This is a genomic window from Pseudogulbenkiania sp. NH8B (assembly GCF_000283535.1).
Taxonomy (GTDB): Bacteria; Pseudomonadota; Gammaproteobacteria; order Burkholderiales; family Chromobacteriaceae; genus Pseudogulbenkiania; species Pseudogulbenkiania ferrooxidans.
Genome location: NC_016002.1, coordinates 3,913,834 through 3,930,348, shown reverse-complemented (window position 1 = coordinate 3,930,348; position 16,515 = coordinate 3,913,834). Strand labels below are relative to the sequence as shown.

16 protein-coding genes are annotated in these 16,515 nt (G+C 68.3%); 11 read left to right on the top strand and 5 right to left on the bottom strand.

Going from position 1 to position 16,515, the window contains the following annotated elements:
* Positions 1-83 precede the first annotated feature (83 nt).
* From NH8B_RS18155 to NH8B_RS18130, 6 genes are read left to right on the top strand one after another with little or no spacing between them, the layout of a single operon-like run.
* The gene (locus NH8B_RS18155; RefSeq protein WP_014088553.1) at positions 84-650 is read left to right on the top strand and encodes a GspH/FimT family pseudopilin; all 567 of its coding nucleotides are present in this window, start codon (positions 84-86) and stop codon (positions 648-650) included.
* Positions 634-1,410 (top strand): type IV pilus modification protein PilV, encoded by a 777-nt coding sequence (gene pilV / locus NH8B_RS20225; protein ID WP_148283002.1) that lies wholly within the window; start codon positions 634-636, stop codon positions 1,408-1,410. The genes NH8B_RS18155 and pilV overlap by 17 nt, the downstream gene beginning before the upstream one ends.
* A complete protein-coding gene (locus NH8B_RS18145) occupies positions 1,388-2,428 on the top strand; it encodes a PilW family protein (RefSeq protein ID WP_041703137.1) in 1,041 nt (346 codons plus the stop codon). The genes pilV and NH8B_RS18145 overlap by 23 nt, the downstream gene beginning before the upstream one ends.
* A complete protein-coding gene (locus NH8B_RS18140) occupies positions 2,401-3,051 on the top strand; it encodes a pilus assembly PilX family protein (protein WP_014088550.1) in 651 nt (216 codons plus the stop codon). The genes NH8B_RS18145 and NH8B_RS18140 overlap by 28 nt, the downstream gene beginning before the upstream one ends.
* The gene (locus NH8B_RS18135; RefSeq protein ID WP_014088549.1) at positions 3,051-6,044 is read left to right on the top strand and encodes a pilus assembly protein; all 2,994 of its coding nucleotides are present in this window, start codon (positions 3,051-3,053) and stop codon (positions 6,042-6,044) included. Before NH8B_RS18140 ends, NH8B_RS18135 begins: the two co-directional genes overlap by 1 nt.
* The gene (locus NH8B_RS18130) at positions 6,044-6,469 is read left to right on the top strand and encodes a type IV pilin protein (protein ID WP_014088548.1); all 426 of its coding nucleotides are present in this window, start codon (positions 6,044-6,046) and stop codon (positions 6,467-6,469) included. The genes NH8B_RS18135 and NH8B_RS18130 overlap by 1 nt, the downstream gene beginning before the upstream one ends.
* 86 nt (positions 6,470-6,555) lie before the next feature.
* Here NH8B_RS18130 and NH8B_RS18125 read toward each other — a convergent pair whose 3' ends face one another.
* The 5 genes from NH8B_RS18125 to arsC form a co-directional block, all read right to left on the bottom strand.
* Entirely contained in the window at positions 6,556-8,088 is a 1,533-nt protein-coding gene (locus NH8B_RS18125) for a DHA2 family efflux MFS transporter permease subunit (RefSeq protein WP_014088547.1), read from the bottom strand.
* 15 nt (positions 8,089-8,103) lie between these two features.
* Positions 8,104-9,255 carry an HlyD family secretion protein gene (locus NH8B_RS18120; RefSeq protein ID WP_014088546.1) on the bottom strand — a complete coding sequence of 384 codons (1,152 nt, stop codon included), beginning with the start codon at positions 9,253-9,255 and terminating at the stop codon, positions 8,104-8,106.
* A 10-nt stretch (positions 9,256-9,265) separates the two neighbouring features.
* A complete protein-coding gene (locus tag NH8B_RS18115; protein WP_014088545.1) occupies positions 9,266-10,696 on the bottom strand; it encodes an efflux transporter outer membrane subunit in 1,431 nt (476 codons plus the stop codon).
* A gap of 74 nt (positions 10,697-10,770) precedes the next feature.
* A complete protein-coding gene (locus tag NH8B_RS18110) occupies positions 10,771-11,265 on the bottom strand; it encodes a MarR family transcriptional regulator (RefSeq protein WP_008952218.1) in 495 nt (164 codons plus the stop codon).
* A 60-nt stretch (positions 11,266-11,325) separates the two neighbouring features.
* Entirely contained in the window at positions 11,326-11,676 is a 351-nt protein-coding gene (gene arsC / locus NH8B_RS18105; protein WP_014088544.1) for an arsenate reductase (glutaredoxin), read from the bottom strand.
* A gap of 115 nt (positions 11,677-11,791) precedes the next feature.
* On the opposite strand from arsC, the gene NH8B_RS18100 reads away from it, so the two are divergent.
* From NH8B_RS18100 to NH8B_RS18080, 5 genes are all read left to right on the top strand, one after another.
* Positions 11,792-13,030, top strand: coding sequence for a multidrug effflux MFS transporter (locus tag NH8B_RS18100; protein ID WP_014088543.1), 1,239 nt, complete (start codon positions 11,792-11,794; stop codon positions 13,028-13,030).
* 126 nt (positions 13,031-13,156) lie between these two features.
* The gene (locus tag NH8B_RS18095) at positions 13,157-13,702 is read left to right on the top strand and encodes an iron transporter (RefSeq protein ID WP_014088542.1); all 546 of its coding nucleotides are present in this window, start codon (positions 13,157-13,159) and stop codon (positions 13,700-13,702) included.
* 255 nt (positions 13,703-13,957) lie between these two features.
* Positions 13,958-14,287: a cupredoxin domain-containing protein gene (locus tag NH8B_RS18090; RefSeq protein WP_014088541.1), complete on the top strand. Its 330-nt coding sequence runs from the start codon at positions 13,958-13,960 to the stop codon at positions 14,285-14,287.
* 22 nt (positions 14,288-14,309) lie between these two features.
* Positions 14,310-15,131 carry an FTR1 family iron permease gene (locus NH8B_RS18085; RefSeq protein ID WP_008952223.1) on the top strand — a complete coding sequence of 274 codons (822 nt, stop codon included), beginning with the start codon at positions 14,310-14,312 and terminating at the stop codon, positions 15,129-15,131.
* The gene (locus tag NH8B_RS18080; RefSeq protein ID WP_041703132.1) at positions 15,104-16,501 is read left to right on the top strand and encodes a 4Fe-4S binding protein; all 1,398 of its coding nucleotides are present in this window, start codon (positions 15,104-15,106) and stop codon (positions 16,499-16,501) included. The genes NH8B_RS18085 and NH8B_RS18080 overlap by 28 nt, the downstream gene beginning before the upstream one ends.
* Positions 16,502-16,515 lie beyond the last annotated feature (14 nt).

Sequence of the window (16,515 nt, the reverse complement as noted above, 5' to 3'; positions counted from 1 at the left end):
AACGCGCGCGGCTTGGAAAAGCCCATTCATCATGATAATCTGATGAACTTATATGACAAAAATATAATTAAGCCGTATTTGCCATGATGTATGTCGCGTTTCGTCGAGGGGAGCGGGGCTTCACCCTGATCGAGATGATGGTGGTGATCTCGATCGTCGCCATCCTGCTGGCGCTGGCCGTGCCCGGCTTCAACGCCTTGCTGGCGGACTCGCGCATGGAAAGCCGCACCCAGGCGCTGCTCTCCAGCGTGCAGTTCGCCCGCAGCGAGGCCATCCGCAGCAACGCCAGCGTCTACCTGTGCGCGCTCAACACCAAGAGCAACCTCGACGTGCAGGGCTGCCAGGGCAAGGCCAAGAAGGGCGACACCTCGTGGTCGGAAGGCGTGCTGCTGTACGCCGACCAGCCCGGCGGCAACCCCGGGCGCTACAACAGCGGCGAGCGCCGCCGCCACGTCATGTTCAGCGGCGAGCCGACGGTCAGCTCGGCGCTCGACCAGTTCATGCTGACCCCGGAAGGGCGCCTGCCCACCGGGGTCAGCCCGTCCTGGGTGGTGCGTGACGCCGCCTCGGGGCAATGCGCCAGCGTCACGGTGCTGGCCAACGGCCGGCCACGGCTGTGCAAGGGGGGCGATTGTGCCGGCTGCGCCTGAGAACCTGTCCACGCTCTTGCTGCGCGCCCCTGATCGGGGCTCATGCGCGGTGCTGCGCGTGCAAATCTCCGATTTGCCCAGCCATGATCCTCATGTACTCCAGCACATTCCGGTTTCTGTGCTGCTCTTCACCCCGCTGAGGGGCGCTCGCGACAGATCGTGGGCAGGTTCTGCGTCCCGCCAGCGCGGCTTCTCGCTGCTGGAAGTGCTGATCGCCATGTTCGTGCTGCTGGTCGGCCTGCTGGCCTTGGCCGGGCTGCAGGCGCGCACCCTGAGCCAGACCCGCGATACCGAGATCCGCAGCCTGGTGGCGCTGCAGGCGGAAAGCCTGGCCGAGGCGATGCGCGCCAACCCGCTGCGCCAGCTCGATGCCAACGGCGCCACCGTGCTGTCCTGGGAGCACTACGTCGAGAGCGGTTACGCCAGCCACGACGCCAGCGCCCCCGCCAACAGCTGCCGCGATGCCGCCGGCTGCAGCCAGCAGAACCTCGCCGCGCTCGACCTGTGGGCCTTCAAGTCCGGGCTGGCCAGCGGACTGGCCGCCGGCAACGCCGTCCAGGCGGCGGTCTGCCGCGGCAGCGCCGCCCCGAGCCAAGACGATCCGGGCTGCAGCGGCAGCGGTCCCCTGTCGATCCGCGTGGTGTGGTCATCCCGCCTCGACGGCAAGAGCCGCCAGGCGCTGGTCGATAGCGGCCAGCGTGCCGCCACGGCGTCCTCCCCCCTCGCTGAAAACCGCTATGTCCTCGTGTTCGAGCCTTGACGTGCGCCAGCGCGGCATCACCCTGATCGAGCTGATGATCGCCGTCGCCATCGGCTCGATCATCGTCGCCGTGGTGTTCGGCAGTTTCGTCTCGACGCGCCAGAGCCTGCGTTCCGCCGAGCAGCGCATCGCACGCCAGCAGGACGCCCGCTCGGCGTTGCAGCTGCTGGCGCGCGACCTGCGCATGGCCGGCAACTTCGGCTGCGCCGCGCTGGGCGAGCGCGGCGACGACTGGCAGGTGGTGAACCGCGGCGGGGCGAGCGCCTGGCAGCAGGTCGACCAGGACAGCAACGGCCTGCGCGGCCTCGCCAAGGGCAGCGCCGCCGCCAGCGCCTGGCTCGGCGGCCTGACCGCGGACAGCGACCTGCTGATCGTCCAGTACGGCCAGGGCGCGTTCCCGCTCGCCACCCGCACCGTCAACGCCGCGGGCGACGCCGTCACCGGCCTCACTTTCCAGCCGCCCGAGCAGGGCGACTGGGCCAACTGGAGCCGGCTGGCGCTGGCCAGTTGCTCGCAGATCGACGTGTTGGCCAGCGGCAGCGGCATGACCCTGGGCAAGAGCGAGACGGCGCAGACGCTGACGCTGGACGAGGCTCATGCGCTGCCGCTCAGGACGGCCAGCCGCGCCACCGGTCATCAGCTGGGCTCGCTGGAAGTGATGGCGCTGGTGTCGCGCGCCTATTTCGTCGCCGAGGTGAACGGGGAAAAGCAGCTGCTGCGCCGCGAGATGCTGGCCGACGGCAGCCTGGGCGCCGCCACGCTGGTGGCGGACGGGGTGGCCTCGCTCGAGGTGGACTACGGCGTGCTGGACGATTGCGACGCCGACTCGACGCCGCGGCTGCATTACGCCGCCGCCGGCGAGGTGGCCGACTGGCAGCAGGTCGGCACGGTGCGCCTGACGCTGACGCTGCAGCAGGCCTCGGCGCTGCAGGCGGGGCAGAAGGTGAGCGTGGCCTACCCGCTGACGGTGGCCTTGCGGGGAGGGGTGCAATGCACACAGCGTCCGCTGCAGAGCTGAGGCAGCGCGGGAGCGCCCTGATCGTCGCGCTGATGGTGCTGCTCATGATGACCCTGGTGGTGCTGGCGTCGTCGCGCCTGATCGTCGACGAGCAGCGCATCGGCAGCAACCAGAGCGACCGCCAGGCCACCTTCCAGCTCGCCGAGCTGGCGTTGAAGGCGGCCGAGGCGCGGGTGGCGGAGATGGACCAGGCGCTCGACGTGGCGGGCAAGAGCGACGGCGCCTTGTTCGGCGCCGGCGGCGTGTTCAGCGCCAGCTGCCGCAACGACGCCAACCCGGCCGGCTGGCAGAGCGGGCTGTGTGCCACCAGCGCGCAGGTGGGCGGCGGCGCGCTCCAGTCCTGGGAGCGCACCGTCAGCGTCGGCAAGCAGAGCGTGCCCGCGCTGCACCCCTGCGGCAACGCGCTGGAATACGCCTTCAAGAGCGGCGCGGTGCAGAACCGCTGCCCCGACGTGGTGACGCTGGACGGGGTGTGGGCCAACCCGCGCTACCTCATCGAGCTGGTCGACCGGAACTACCAGGACAGCGACGGCGGCGGACGGCTGTACCGTCTCACCGTGCGCGCCTGGGGCAAGAACGCCAACAGCGTGGTGACGCTGCAAAGCTATTACGTGGTGCCGTGATGCGTTTCCTCCCTCTCAGCCTACCCCTTCTGGCCACGCTCTTGCCGTTGGCGGCGGCCGGCAGTGCGGCCAGCAGCAGCTGTAGCCTGCCTGCCGACAGCAATCCCTATCCGAGCGCACCGTTGCAGCTGTCGGTCAAGGTCACCCCCAATATCCTGCTGTTCTTCGACAACTCGGGCAGCATGGCCTGGGATGTGTACGGCAATACCGGTCAGAAGCGCGAGAGGTATTGCAACTGGCGCGGCTGCTGGTACAGCGACGTGCTCGACCCGCTGCAGGGCGAGACGCGGCTGTCGATCGCCAAGGACGTCACCAAGAGCATGATCGATGCCTATCCCGACATGCGCTGGGGCTTGTTCTCGTTCGATCCGTCCAGCAGCAAGGACGACGTCAACGACCGTGTGGACTTGCGCTACAACCGGGCGGGGCGGCTGGTGGCGGAGGTCGGTGGCGGCCAGGACCATCTCGACCGGGTCAAGAGCGCCATCGACAGCCTCGGCGCCGACACCAACACGCCGCTGGCCGAGGCCTACTACGAGATGACGCGCTATTACCGCGGCATGAGCTCGGCCTATTACAAGCCGGTCAATCCGGCGTCGGGCAGCCGCGGTTCCGGCCGCTACGCCAGCCCGGTGCAGTACCGCTGCCAGGCCAACTTCGTCCTGATGATGACCGACGGCGAGCCGACCGAGGACAACGAATTTCCGCTGGCGGGCGACCCGCTTTACAGCAGTCTCTCCCCCGGCAAGGACAATCCCCTGCCGTCCTTCGCCGGGCGCGCCGCTGCCGGCGACCTGTTCACCTCCGGCAGCGACGGCGAGGGCCAGGGCTGGGACGCCGAGCCGTTCGCACGGCAGTCGATCAAGACCTACACCATCGGCTTCACCGTCGATAACACCCTGCTGCAGAAAACGGCCATGCAGGGCGGGGGGCGCTACTTCACCGCCAGCAACCGGGAGCAGCTCAAGGCCAGCTTCACCTCGGCGATGGACGACATCTACCGGCAGAACTCGACCTCGACGCCGCCGGTCAGTGGCGAGCGCCAGACCAGCGCGCTGCTGCATACCACCTACGACACCCGCAGCTGGACCTCGCGCCTGCTGAGCTACCCGGTCGACGCCAAGGGCAGGCCGGACTTCAGCCGGCCGAGCGAGGCGCTGCTGCCGGACTGGGACAAGCGCACCGTCTATACCCGCTACTACGACAACCGCAGCAACAACTGGGTGTGCAACAAGAACGGCAGCAACAAGGCCTTCGACAGCAACGTCGTGGCGCAGACGTTCAAGCCCGGCATGGCCGACAACGACAAGCTCACCTTCGGCAGCCAGCCCAACGACGTGATCCACTTCGTGCTGGGGCACGCCATGCCGGGGCAGCGCTTCGATAAGCGTTCCACGCCCTGGCTCGGCGACGTCATCGACTCGCCGCTGACCACGTTCTCGGCCACGGACGCCCACCTGGTGGCGGTGGGCGGCAACGACGGCATGCTGCACGTGTTCCGCAAGGCGACGGGCGAGAGCGCCTACCAGGAGGTGCTGGGCTACGTGCCGTTCGAGGTGCTGACCCGGCTCGTCGATCTCACCGACCCCGACTACGGCTCCGCGGCCAAGCCGCACCGCTACTACGTCAACGGCGCGAGCGTGGCGCAGACCCTGGACAATGGCCGCAGCTACCTGGTGGGCGCGTTGGCGCAGGGCGGCAAGGCGCTGTTTTCGCTCGACGTCAGCTCACTGATGTCGGCCGGCGGCAAGGCGGCCGCGCCGGCCGAGGTGGTGCGCTGGGAGGCCGGCGCGGCGAGCGGCGCGAGCGCGCTCGGCTACGTCTTCGGCCAACCGGTGATCGCCAAGGTGCGCCATCCGGTGAGCGGCGCCAGCGTGTGGGCGGCGATCAGCGGCAACGGCTACGACAGCGCCAGCGGCCAGGCCGCGCTGCTGGTGTTCGAACTGGACAGCGGCACCCTGCTGGGCGAGATCAAGGTCGGCCGCGCCGGCGGCAACGGCCTGTCCGGGCCGGCGGTGCTGGACTTCGACGGCGACAAGGTGGCCGATGCGGTCTACGCCGGCGACCTCAAGGGCAATGTGTGGCGCTTCGACCTGCGCGGCGACTGGGCGGCGCCGGCCAGCCCGTTCTGGCAGGGCGACGCCAGCCAGCCCGTCACCGCCACGCCGGCGTTGTACCGGCGCCCGGGCGGCGACGGCTACATGGTGCTGTTCGGCAGCGGCCAGCTGCTGTACGACAGCGACCGCCGCTCCACCACCGGCCAGAGCGTGTACGGGCTGTGGGACACGCCGCAAAGCGGCAAGTATTACCAGTACGGCGACCGCGAGGGCGCCGGCGGGCGCGGGCTGATCGTGCGCCAGAGCCTCGATGGCGAAGTCGGCAGCACGGTGAAGATGGCCGATGGCAGCCTGCACGACTACACCGTGCGCCGCACCACCAGCCATCCGGTCGCCATCGGCGAGAAGGCGGCCGGCGGCTGGTATCTGGACCTGGCGGCCAGCAGCGGCGAGCGCCTGCTGCATGCCCCGCTGCTGGTCGGCGAGCGGCTCTACTTCACCACGCAGATTCCCTTCGTGGCGAACCTGCAGTGTTCGGTCGGCGGCGACGGCTGGTTGATGTCGTTGGACCCGCTCTCCGGGGCGGCCCCGCTCAAGACCGCGTTCGACCTGAACGGCGACGACAAGGGCACGATCGCCGACTGGGCCGTGTTCGAAACGGGCAAGGCGGCGCAGATCCCGAGCGGCGTGCGTTCCGAAGTCGGCATGCCGTCGGCGCTGCGGCTCTACGTCAGTGCCGCCAGCAACTATCAATGGCAGAGTTATGCCGACCAGAACGGCCAGATCAACAACCGCGACAACGCCAGCATCGCCAAGGCTGGCAAGGGGCTGCGGCTGGCGTTCGGCGGCAGCAACGACGGGACGCCGGCGGGGGTGGGCATCCCCGGCGACGCCAGCAAACAAGGCAGGCGCATCGCCTGGAGGGAGATATTCTGATGCGGTACAAGGTTGGCCGAAGCCGGGGCTTCACCCTGATCGAACTGCTGATCGCGCTGGCGGTGGTCGGCATCCTGGCGTCGCTGGCGCTGCCCTCGTACCGCGAGCACGTGATCCGCGCGCGCCAGAGCGAGGCGCGCGCCGCGCTGCTCGACAATGCCCACTTCCTCGAGCGCTGGTACAGCGAGAAGGGCACCTTCAAGCAGTCGTCCACCGCCTGGCCCACCCTGCCGGTGACCGCCACCGAGTTCTACGACATCGCCTTCGCCAGCACCGCCAAGAACACCGACGACGGCGAGTACCAGCTGGAGGCCTCGCCCAAGGCGGGCAAGGACTGGGTCGGCGGCACCCTGACGCTGGACCAGGACGGCAACATCAAGCTGTGCCAGACCGGAACGGACGGCAAGGAAAGCTGCACCTTGTAGCGCGCCGCCGGGCCGGCTTCGGCCAACCTTTGAACGACAAAAAACCCGGCGTGGCTCACGCCGGGTGTTGACGGCGAGCGGACGGCTCAGTGCGCGCCGCCGTCGCCGCCCGAGTGCCCGAACGGCGGTTTGGCGAACCAGATCAGCCCGAGCAGCAGCACGAACAGGCAACCCGCGCCCCAGAACACCTCGTTGGACGCCAGCACATAGCCCTGTGTGGTGATCTCGCGTGCCGTCAGCGCCGCCTGCTGGCCGGCCGACAGCCCGGCCTGGCCCAGCAGTCCGAACCACTGCTGCGCGACGCTGCCGCCGCTGTCGATGGCGGCGGTGAGCTGGGTGTGGTGGACCGCCTCGCGCGTATCCCACAGCGTGGTGCTGACCGAGGCGCCGATGCTGCCGGCCAGGATGCGCAGGAAGTTCGACAGGCTGGAGGCGCTCGCCACGTGGCTCGGTGCCACGCGCGACAGCGTGATGGTGGTCAGCGGCATGAAGAAGCAGGCCAGCCCGATGCCCTGCACGAACTGCGGCCAGATCACGTAGGCCAAGTCCATCTGCGGCGAGAAATGGGTGCGCCAGAAGAAGCATAGCGCGAACACGCCGAGGCTCACCGTCACCAGCCAGCGCATGTCGAGGCGGTGTGCGTTCTTGCCGATGATCGGAGAGAGCATCACCGGCAGGATGCCCACCGGCGCCGAGGCGATGCCGGCCCAGGTCGCGGTGTAGCCCAGCTGGGTTTGCAGCATCAAGGGCAGCAGCACCACGCCGCCGAAGTACATCATGTAGCCCAGGCTGATGCAGATCACGCCGACGGTGAAGTTGCGGATGCGGAACAGCGACAGGTCGATGATCGGGTGCTCCTCGCCCAGTTCCCAGATCACCAGGTAGGTCAGCGCCACCACCGCGACGATGGCCATCATCACCACCTCGCTGGAGTGGAACCAGTCGAGTTCCTTGCCCTTGTCCAGCATCAGCTGCAGCGCGCCGACGCCCAGCACCAGCAGCGTCAGGCCGACGCGGTCGATCGGCAACGCCTTGATCTCGCTCTCGCGCCCTTGCAGCTCGCGCCGCGCCACGGCGGCGGCGAACAGACCGACCGGGATGTTGATGAAGAAGATCCAGGCCCAGTGCCAGTTGTCGCTGATCCAGCCGCCCAGCAGCGGGCCGAAGATCGGCGCCACGATCACCGTCATCGCCCACAGCGCCAGCGCCATGCCCTTCTTCTCGGGCGGATAGCAGGCCAACAGCAGGCTCTGCGACAGCGGGATCAGCGGCCCGGCCACCGCGCCCTGCAGGATGCGGAAGGCGATCAGCAGCGGCAGGTTCGGCGCCAGCCCGCACAGCCACGAGGCCAGCACGAACAGCACGGTCGAGGCGATGAACAGCCGCACCTCGCCGACGCGCTTGGCGAGCCAGCCGGTGAGCGGCACGGCGATGGCGTTGGCGACGCCGAACGAGGTGATCACCCAGGTGCCCTGGCTGGTGGCGGCGCCGAGGTTGCCGGCGATGGTCGGCAACGCCACGTTGGCGATGGTGGTGTCGAGCACCTGCATGAAGGTGGCCAGCGACAGCGCCAGCGTGATCCATACCAGGCGCGCGCCGGTGAGCGGAGGAGGCGTCATGGCGGGCGCTCCGGCTTAGTGGCTGGCGCCGGCGTTGGCGGCGAGCAGCTGCGCCACCAGTGCGTCGGCCTGCGCCAGGTCCGGGGTCAGGGCGCGGGTCATCTGCGCCGGCGCGGTGCGCGGCGCCTCGGCCAGGGTGGCGCCGCTCTGGTCGTGGGTATTCACCTCGACCTGCATCGACAGCCCGACGCGCAGCGGGTGCGTCTTCAGCTCGGCGGCGTCCAGCTCGATGCGCACCGGCACGCGCTGCACCACCTTGATCCAGTTGCCGGTGGCGTTCTGCGCCGGCAGCAGCGAGAAGGCGCTGCCGGTGCCGGCGGCGAGACCGGCCACCTTGCCGTGATAAGTGACGTCGCCGCCGTACATGTCGGCGTGCAGTTCCACCGGCTGGCCGAGACGGATGGTGTGCAGCTGGCTTTCCTTGAAGTTGGCGTCCACCCACACCTTGTCGAGCGGCACGATCGCCAGCATCGGGCTGCCGGCGCTGACGCGCTGGCCGACCTGCACGCTGCGGCGCGCCACATAGCCGGCCAGGGGAGCGCGCACCTCGGTGCGCTGGAGCGCGAGCCAGGCTTCCTTGAGGCGGGTGGCGGCGCGCGCCACCGCCGGCTTGCTGGCCAGCGTTTCCTGGCCGAGCAGGGCCTGGGTGCTGGCGGCCTGTTCCTGCGCCACCGCCAAGGCGGCGCGCGCGGTTGCCACGGCGTCGCGCGCGTGCGCCAGCTCCTCGGCCGACAGCGCCTCGCTGCCCGCCAGCTGCTGGCGCCGTTTCAGGTCGTCTTCGGCGCGCGCCAGCTCGCTCTGGCGCAGGCTGACCTGGGCGTTCTGCTGGCGCTCGCTGCCGATCAGCTGGCGCGTTTCGCGCACCGCCTGCACGAACTCGTTGCGCGCCCGTTCGAACGCCAGGCGGGCGTCGTTGGCTTCCAGCGTCACCACGGTCTGGCCGGCGTTGACGCGGTCGGTGTCGTCGGCGGCGATGCTGACCACAGTGCCGGCGATCTCCGGCGTGAGCTGGATCAGGTGGCCGTTGACGTAGGCGTCGTCGGTGCCTTCCTGGTAGCGCAGCACGGTGGCCCAGTAGGCGCCGTAACCGATGGCGGCGATGGCGAACACCAGGCTGGCCAGGATCAGGCCGCGCTGGCGCGAAGAGTTTTTGGCGGGTTTTTCCATGGGGTGTTCCTCAGGGCTGCGCCGGGGCCAGCAGGCCGCCGCCCAGCACGGTATTCAGGTTGACGAAGGCGAGCTGGCCGGCGGCCTGGCTGTCGAGGCGGGCGGCGCGCTGCACCAGCTCCGCATCCTGCGTGCCGAGCAGGTCCAGCTTGTTGCTGAGGCCGGCGCGCAGCCGTGCCACGCCGGCGTCGCTGGCGCGGCGGGCGCTGTCTTCGGCCTGGCGCGCGTCGGCCAGCTGCTGGCGCGCCTGGTCGCGGCCGGACAACGCGTCGGCTGCCTGGCGCAGGGCGTCGAGCACGGTCTGGTTGTAGCTCTCCACCGCCTCGTCGTAGCGCGCCTGCTCGCGGCTCAGGTTGGCGCGCAGCGCGCCGCTGTGGAAGATCGGCAGGGTGACCGCCGGGGCGATGCCGAGCATGCGCGATTCGCTTTGCAGCAACTGGCCGATGTCGAGCGACGACAGGCCGATGAAGGCACTCAGCTGCACGTTGGGGTAGAACGCGGCACGCGCCGCCTTGACGCTGTGCGCCGCTGCCTCCAGTCGTTCGCGCTGCGCGACCACATCGGGGCGCTGGCCCAGCAGGGCGGCGGTGAGCGCTGCCTCGTCGAGGTCCGGCGTGGTGCCGAGCGGGGCCGGGCTCAGGGCGTCGAGCGCGTTCGGCGCCTGGCCGCTGAGCGCCGCCAGGGCATGGCGGGCGCGTGCCGCATCGCCTTGCTGGGCGCTCAGCTGCTGTTTCAGCTGCGCTTGCAGCACTTCCAGCGGGCGCAGGACATCGGCGCTGAGCAGGCCGGCGCTGACGCGGGCGCGCAGCAGTTGCAGGCGGCTGTCGGCCAGCTTGAGGCGGGTGGTAGTGAGCTGCTGCTGCGCCAGGGCGCGCTGCAGCACGGTGTACTGGCTGGCCACGGCCTGGGTCAGCAGCAGCTCGGCCTGGCGGGCGTCGAGCGCCTGGGCGCGCTGCTGCCCCAGTGCGGCGTCCAGTTCGGCGCGGTGCTTGCCCCACAGGTCGAGCTCCCAGCCGCCGTCGAGCGAGATCGCGTACAGCGTCTGGTAGCTGCCGCCGATCGGCGGCGGCAACAGGCCGTTGGCGGAATAGCGTTCGCGGTCGAGGCTGGCGTTGGCGTCGAGTTGCGGGCCGCGCCGGCTGTCGGCCAGCCCGCTCAGCGCGGCGGCTTCGCGCACGCGGGCGGCGGCCAGTTTCAGCGACGGTGCTTGCCGGCGCGCGCTGGCGATGAGCTGGTCGAGTGCCGGGTCGCCCAGCGCCTGCCACCAGTTGTCGTGCACGGTGTCCGCCTTGGCGGCCGGCAGCGCCAGGCGCTCGGCGTTGAGCGGGGTGGCGGGGGCGGCGCTCGGGGCCGGGGTGGCGCAGCCGGCCAAGAGGCCGGACAGCAGCAGCATTCCCAGGGCGGGCTGCCAGTGGGGGCGGGGGAGTGGAGGTTTAGTCATGCAATTATTCATTTGCAAAATAATAACCATGGTTACTATATGGTCGACAAAAAACCGGCCAGGCCGGTTCCTGCTCAGCCGCCGAGACGGGCGAGCAATTTGCGCAGCAGACCCTCCAGCTGCACTTTTTCGTCCCCGCTGAAGTCGGACCACAGCGAGCGGTTGCGGTCACGCGCCACCGGCATGATGAGCTCGACGAAACGGATGCCCGCGTCGGTCAGCACCAGCCGGATCTTGCGGCGGTCTTCGGCGCAGGGCTGGCGCTCTGCCCAGCCGTTCTTCACCAGTTCGTCCGAGATGCGGGTGGCGTTGGTGCGTGAGGAGTCGAGCGTGTCGCTGATGTCGGACGGATACAGCACGTGGTCCGGGCAGGCGTACATCGTCATCAGCGTCATCCACACCGACTCGTGAATGCCGTAGTCCTTCAGCGCCTCGTTCAGGTAGGCGCCGAGACGCGGCATGATGTGGTAATAGAGCCGGGTGAGGATGACCTCCTGGCGCGGCACGCCGGGAAAGCGGCTGTCGACACGGTCTATCGCCTGTTCGAGCTGGTGAAAGGATTTGTTCATGGCTCGATTATAGTAAACCGTGTTACTATTTCGCAAGAAACATTTTGCCGGTTGGCAGATTCACTGCCCGAGCAGGGTCAGTACCCGCTCCGGAGGCCGGCCGATCACGGCCTGTTCGCCTTGTACCGCGATCGGGCGCTCGATCAGGCGCGGGTGGTCGACCATCACCGCGATCAGGTGGCGGCGCTCCAGCGTGACGTCGTCCAGGTGCAGCGCCTGGTACTCGTCCTCCTTGTGGCGCATCAGCTCGCGCGGCTCCAGCTGCAGCAGCGTCAGCAGCCGGTCGAGTTCCTCGGCGCTGGGGGGGGTTTTCAGGTAGTCGATGATCTCGACGTCGGCGCCGGCGTCCTGCAGCAGTTTCAGTGCCTCGCGCGACTTGGTGCAACGCGGGTTGTGGTAGAGGCGAATCATGTGGGGTTCCCCTTTTTTAGCGGACGGCTATTGTGACCCAATAGGCTGGCCGGGGCCAAGCCGCCGCCATCCGCGCGGCCGGGCCACTTTAGATTATTTGGAAAACGACGATTTGATGCCTTCACAGACTGTTACTTCCCCGAGCGCCACGCGTTCGCGCGGCCTGGCCCTGGTGCTGGCGCTGCTGGCGACGCTCGGGCCGTTTTCGATCGATACCTTCCTGCCGGCGATGCGCGCCATCGGCGCCTCGCTCGGCGCGAGCCCGGTGGAAATCCAGCAGGCGCTCACCGTCTACCTGTTCTGCTACGGCTTGATGATGCTGTGGCACGGCTCGATTTCCGACGCCGTGGGACGCCGTCCGGTGGTGCTGGTGACCACCCTGTTGTTCGGGGTGGCCTCGGTCGGCTGCGCGCTGGCCGACAACCTGACCACGCTGTTGATCTTCCGCGGCCTGCAGGGACTGTGCGGCGGGGCCGGCCTGGTGGTGGGGCGGGCCATCATCCGCGACCGTTTCGACGGCGCCGAGGCGCAGCGCATGATGTCGCAGGTGACCATGCTGTTTTCGCTGTCGCCGGCGATCGCACCGGTGGTGGGGGGCTGGCTGTTCGGCGCCTTCGGCTGGCATTCGATCTTCGTGTTCATGGCGCTGATCGGCTTCGGGCTGTTCGTCATGAGCTGGTTCTCGCTGCCGGAGACGCATGGCCACGAGCGGCGCCAGCGCCTGCACTTGGGCACGCTGCTCGCCAATTACGCCCGGGTTGGCCGAAAACGCGAATTCCAGCTGTTGGCGGCGGCGGTGTCGTTCAACTTCGCCGGCTTCTTCGTCTACATTCCGGCGGCGCCGGTGTTCCTGATGCAGCACCTGGGGCTCGGGCCGGAGCAGTTCCTGTGGATGTTCGGCCCGGCGGTGGGCGGTATCATGCTGGGCGCCTTCCTGTCCGGGCGCCTGGCCGGGCGGCGCGATGCGCGCCAGATCGTCAACCTGGGCTACGGCGTGATGTTCACTGCGCTGGCGGCCAACCTGCTCTACAACCTGCTGTTTCCGCCCGCGCTGTTCTGGAACGTGGCGCCCTTGATGCTCTACACCACCGGCATGTCGCTGGTGGCGCCGTCGATCACGCTGATCCTGATGGACCAGTTTCCCGAGCTGCGCGGCACGGTGTCGTCGCTGCAGGGCTTCACCCAGACCATGATGTCGAGCCTGGTGGCCGGCGTGATCGCGCCCTTGGTGTGGGGCAGCCCGCTGACGCTGGCGCTGACCATGGCGTGCTTCCTCTGCCTGGGCTTCGGCTTCCGCATGGCATTCCGGCGCCGCCTGGCGCGTGGCGTGGCGCTGGCCGGCTCATCGCGTTGATCTAGATCAAGATGAAATTCATTCTCATCTATTGCGCCAGGTGAGATTACGAATGATAATGACTCCCGTTAATTGATCGGCGCCGGCCGTTGCCGGCAGTCCGCCATCCTTCATTGGGAGAACCGAATGATCCGTCGTCTGAGCCACGTCGCGCTGGCCCTTGCCGGTGTCGCCGCCGCCTCGTCCGCCCTCGCCGCCGAATACCCGATCGGCAAGCCGCAAATCAAGAACGGCATGGAAATCGGCGCCGTCTACCTGCAGCCGGTGAAAATGGAACCGGAAGGCATGATGCGCAAGGCCGCCGAGTCCGACGTGCATCTGGAAGCGGACATCCACGCCGTCAAGAACAACCCGAACGGCTTCGCCGAAGGCGACTGGATGCCGTACCTGGTGATCAAGTACGAGGTCAGCAAGGTCGGTTCCAACCAGACCATCAAGGGCGACTTCATGCCGATGGTGGCGTCCGACGGCCCGCACTACGGCGACAACGTCAAGCTGATGGGGCCGGGCAAGTACAAGCTGAAGTACACCATCCAGGCGCCGAGCGCCAACGAGCACGCCCATTTCGGCCGCCACGTCGACAAGGAAACCGGTGTCGGCGCCTGGTTCAAGCCGTTCGAGCTGAACTACGAGTTCACCTACGCCGGCACCGGCAAAAAAGGTGGCTACTAAGAACCTATCCCATTAGGCGGCTACACCTTCGCATCTTGAGCGCCGGTGCTGCTCTGAGCGTGCGAATCTTTAGATTCGCTCAGCCATGATCCTCATGGACCCTGTGTCCATTCCGGTTCCTGTGCTGCGTCGGCACTCAACCTGCCTCGGTTCGCACGCCCACTGGAATAGCTTCGAGCCACCTGTGCCACGATCTGATTGCCGCGTCGCAGCTTCCTGCGGCGCTTTTTCCCTTTCTAGCAGGAGCGTTGTTTGATGAAGCGTGCATGGCTGATGGTGTTGGCGCTGGGGCTGGCTTCGGCCAACGTGCTGGCCGAAGAGTTGCCGGTGTACCGGCTCGAGCTCAAGGACGGCAAGCTCAATCCCGCACGGCTGCAGGTGGCGGCCGGCAAGAAGTTCAAGATTGAGCTGGTCAATTCCGGCAAGACCCCGGTCGAGTTCGAGAGCACCCCGCTGCGCAAGGAAAAGGTGCTGGGCCCCGGCGCCGACTCGTTCGTGGTGATCCAGCCCTTGAGTCCGGGCGAGTACAAGTTTTTCGACGAATTTCACATGGCCACGGCGCAAGGCGTGATCGTCGCCAAGTAAGCCGGCGGGCAGGGAGGCAACAATGGGACAGGTGCTGTTCATCGTCTGGCGCGAGAGCGTCGAGGCCATGCTGGTCATCGGCATCCTCTACGCCTGGCTGAATAACCACGGCGAAGTGGCGGCGCGCGGCAAGCGCTATCTGTGGGGCGGTGTGCTGGTCGGCTTCTTGTGCGCCATCGTGCTGGCGCTGGGCCTGTTCGGCGCGGCCGAGCTGTTCGGCGGCGCGCAGGACAGCTTCCAGACCGTGATGGTATTCACCGCCGCCGCGCTGATCGTGCACATGGTGCTGTGGATGCGCGAGCATGGCCGCACCCTGAAGCGGGAGCTGGAAAGCGGCCTGGCGGATAACGCGGCGCGCAACAACTGGTGGGGCGTGCTGACGCTCACCGCCATCGCCGTGGCGCGCGAGGGCAGCGAGACCGTGGTGTTCCTGTACGGCATGCTGGCCGGGGCCGACGGCAGCACGCTGCTGTCGATGGGCGGCGCGGCGCTGCTGGGCTTCCTGCTGGCGCTGCTGACCTTCTTCCTGTTGCAGCTGGGCGGGCGTTTCCTGTCGTGGCGGCTGTTCTTCCGCGTCACCGAGGTGATGCTGCTGCTGTTGGCGGCGGCGCTGTTCATGAACGGCATCGAGCACCTGATCTCGATGGGTTACCTGCCGGCGCTGGTCGATCCGCTGTGGGACAGCTCGATGCTGCTCGACGACATGTCGCCGGTGGGCGGCGTGGTGGCGGCGCTGACCGGCTATCGCGCCCATCCGGCGCTGATGAGCCTGTTGGCCTACGGCATGTTCTGGTTGCTGATGACGGGGTTGATGAGATGGCGGCAACAACAGCCGGCGGCGTGAGCCGCCTGTTGGCGAAGGGCGGCGACTGGCTGCGCGATCATGGCCCCCTGCTGCAGCGTCTGCAGTGGGTGGTGGTGCTGGTCTACGCTTTCCTGCTGGTGGTGCCGGCCTGTCTGCCGCTGCCGCCGGACACGGCGCGCATGGTCGACAACCTGACCATCTTCGCCCAGTTCGTGTTCTGGGGCATCTGGTGGCCGTTCGTGCTGCTCAGCATGGTGCTGTTCGGCCGCGTCTGGTGCGGCGTGCTGTGCCCCGAGGGGGCGCTGTCGGAATGGGCGGCGCAGAAGGGCCTGGGCCGGCCGATCCCGCGCTGGATGCGCTGGGGCGGCTGGCCCTTCGTCGCCTTCGTGCTGACCACGGTGTACGGCCAGCTGGTGAGCGTCTACCAGTATCCGAAAGCCGCCCTGCTGGTGCTGGGCGGCTCGACCGTGGCGGCGGTGGCGGTGGGTTTCGTCTATACCCGCGGCAAGCGCGCCTGGTGCCGTTACCTGTGCCCGGTCAACGGCGTGTTCGGCCTGCTGTCCAAGCTCGCCCCGCTGCACTTCAAGGTGCAGGAAGAAGCCTGGCAGGCGTCCATCGCCAACAAGAGCGTGATCCGCATCCAGGCGGTCAACTGCGCGCCGCTGCAGCCGATCCGCCACATGAAGGGCGGCAGCGGCTGTCACATGTGCGGGCGCTGCAGCAGCCACCGCGACGCGGTGACGCTGTCGCTGCGCTCGCCCAGCGCGGAGGTGGTCGAGGTGGCCGAGCGCGAGGCCGACGGCTGGCAGACGCTGCTGATCGTCTACGGCCTGCTCGGCGTGGCGATCGGCGCCTTCCACTGGAGTGCCAGCCCCTGGTTCGTCACGCTCAAGCAGATGGCGGCGGAGTGGCTGATCGCACGCGACATCTGGTGGCCGTTCGAGAGCAACGCGCCGTGGTGGCTGCTGACCCACTACCCGGAATTGAACGACAGCTTCTCCTGGCTCGACGGCACCATGCTGCTGGGCTACGTGTTCGCCACCACGCTGGCGATGGGCACGGTGATCAGCGTGCTGTTGGCGCTGGCGGTGCGCTTGGCCGGACCGTGGCAGCGCCAGCGCTGGCACCACCTGGCGCAGGCGCTGATCCCGCTCGCTGGCTGCGGCGTGTTCCTCGGCCTGTCGGCGCTGACGGTGACGCTGCTCAAGAACGAGGGGCTGCCGGTGTTCTGGGTCAACGACTTCCGCCTGCTGCTGCTGGCTTCGGCCAACCTGTGGTCGCTGTGGCTGGCGGCGCGCATCGTGCGGCGCTGGTGCGGCGGGGTGCGCTGGCTGGCGGCGCTGCTGCCGTTCCTCGGCACGCTGGCCTGGGTGGACAGCGCCTGGGGCTGGATGTTCTGGTGGTGGTGAGTTCGCATTGAGCA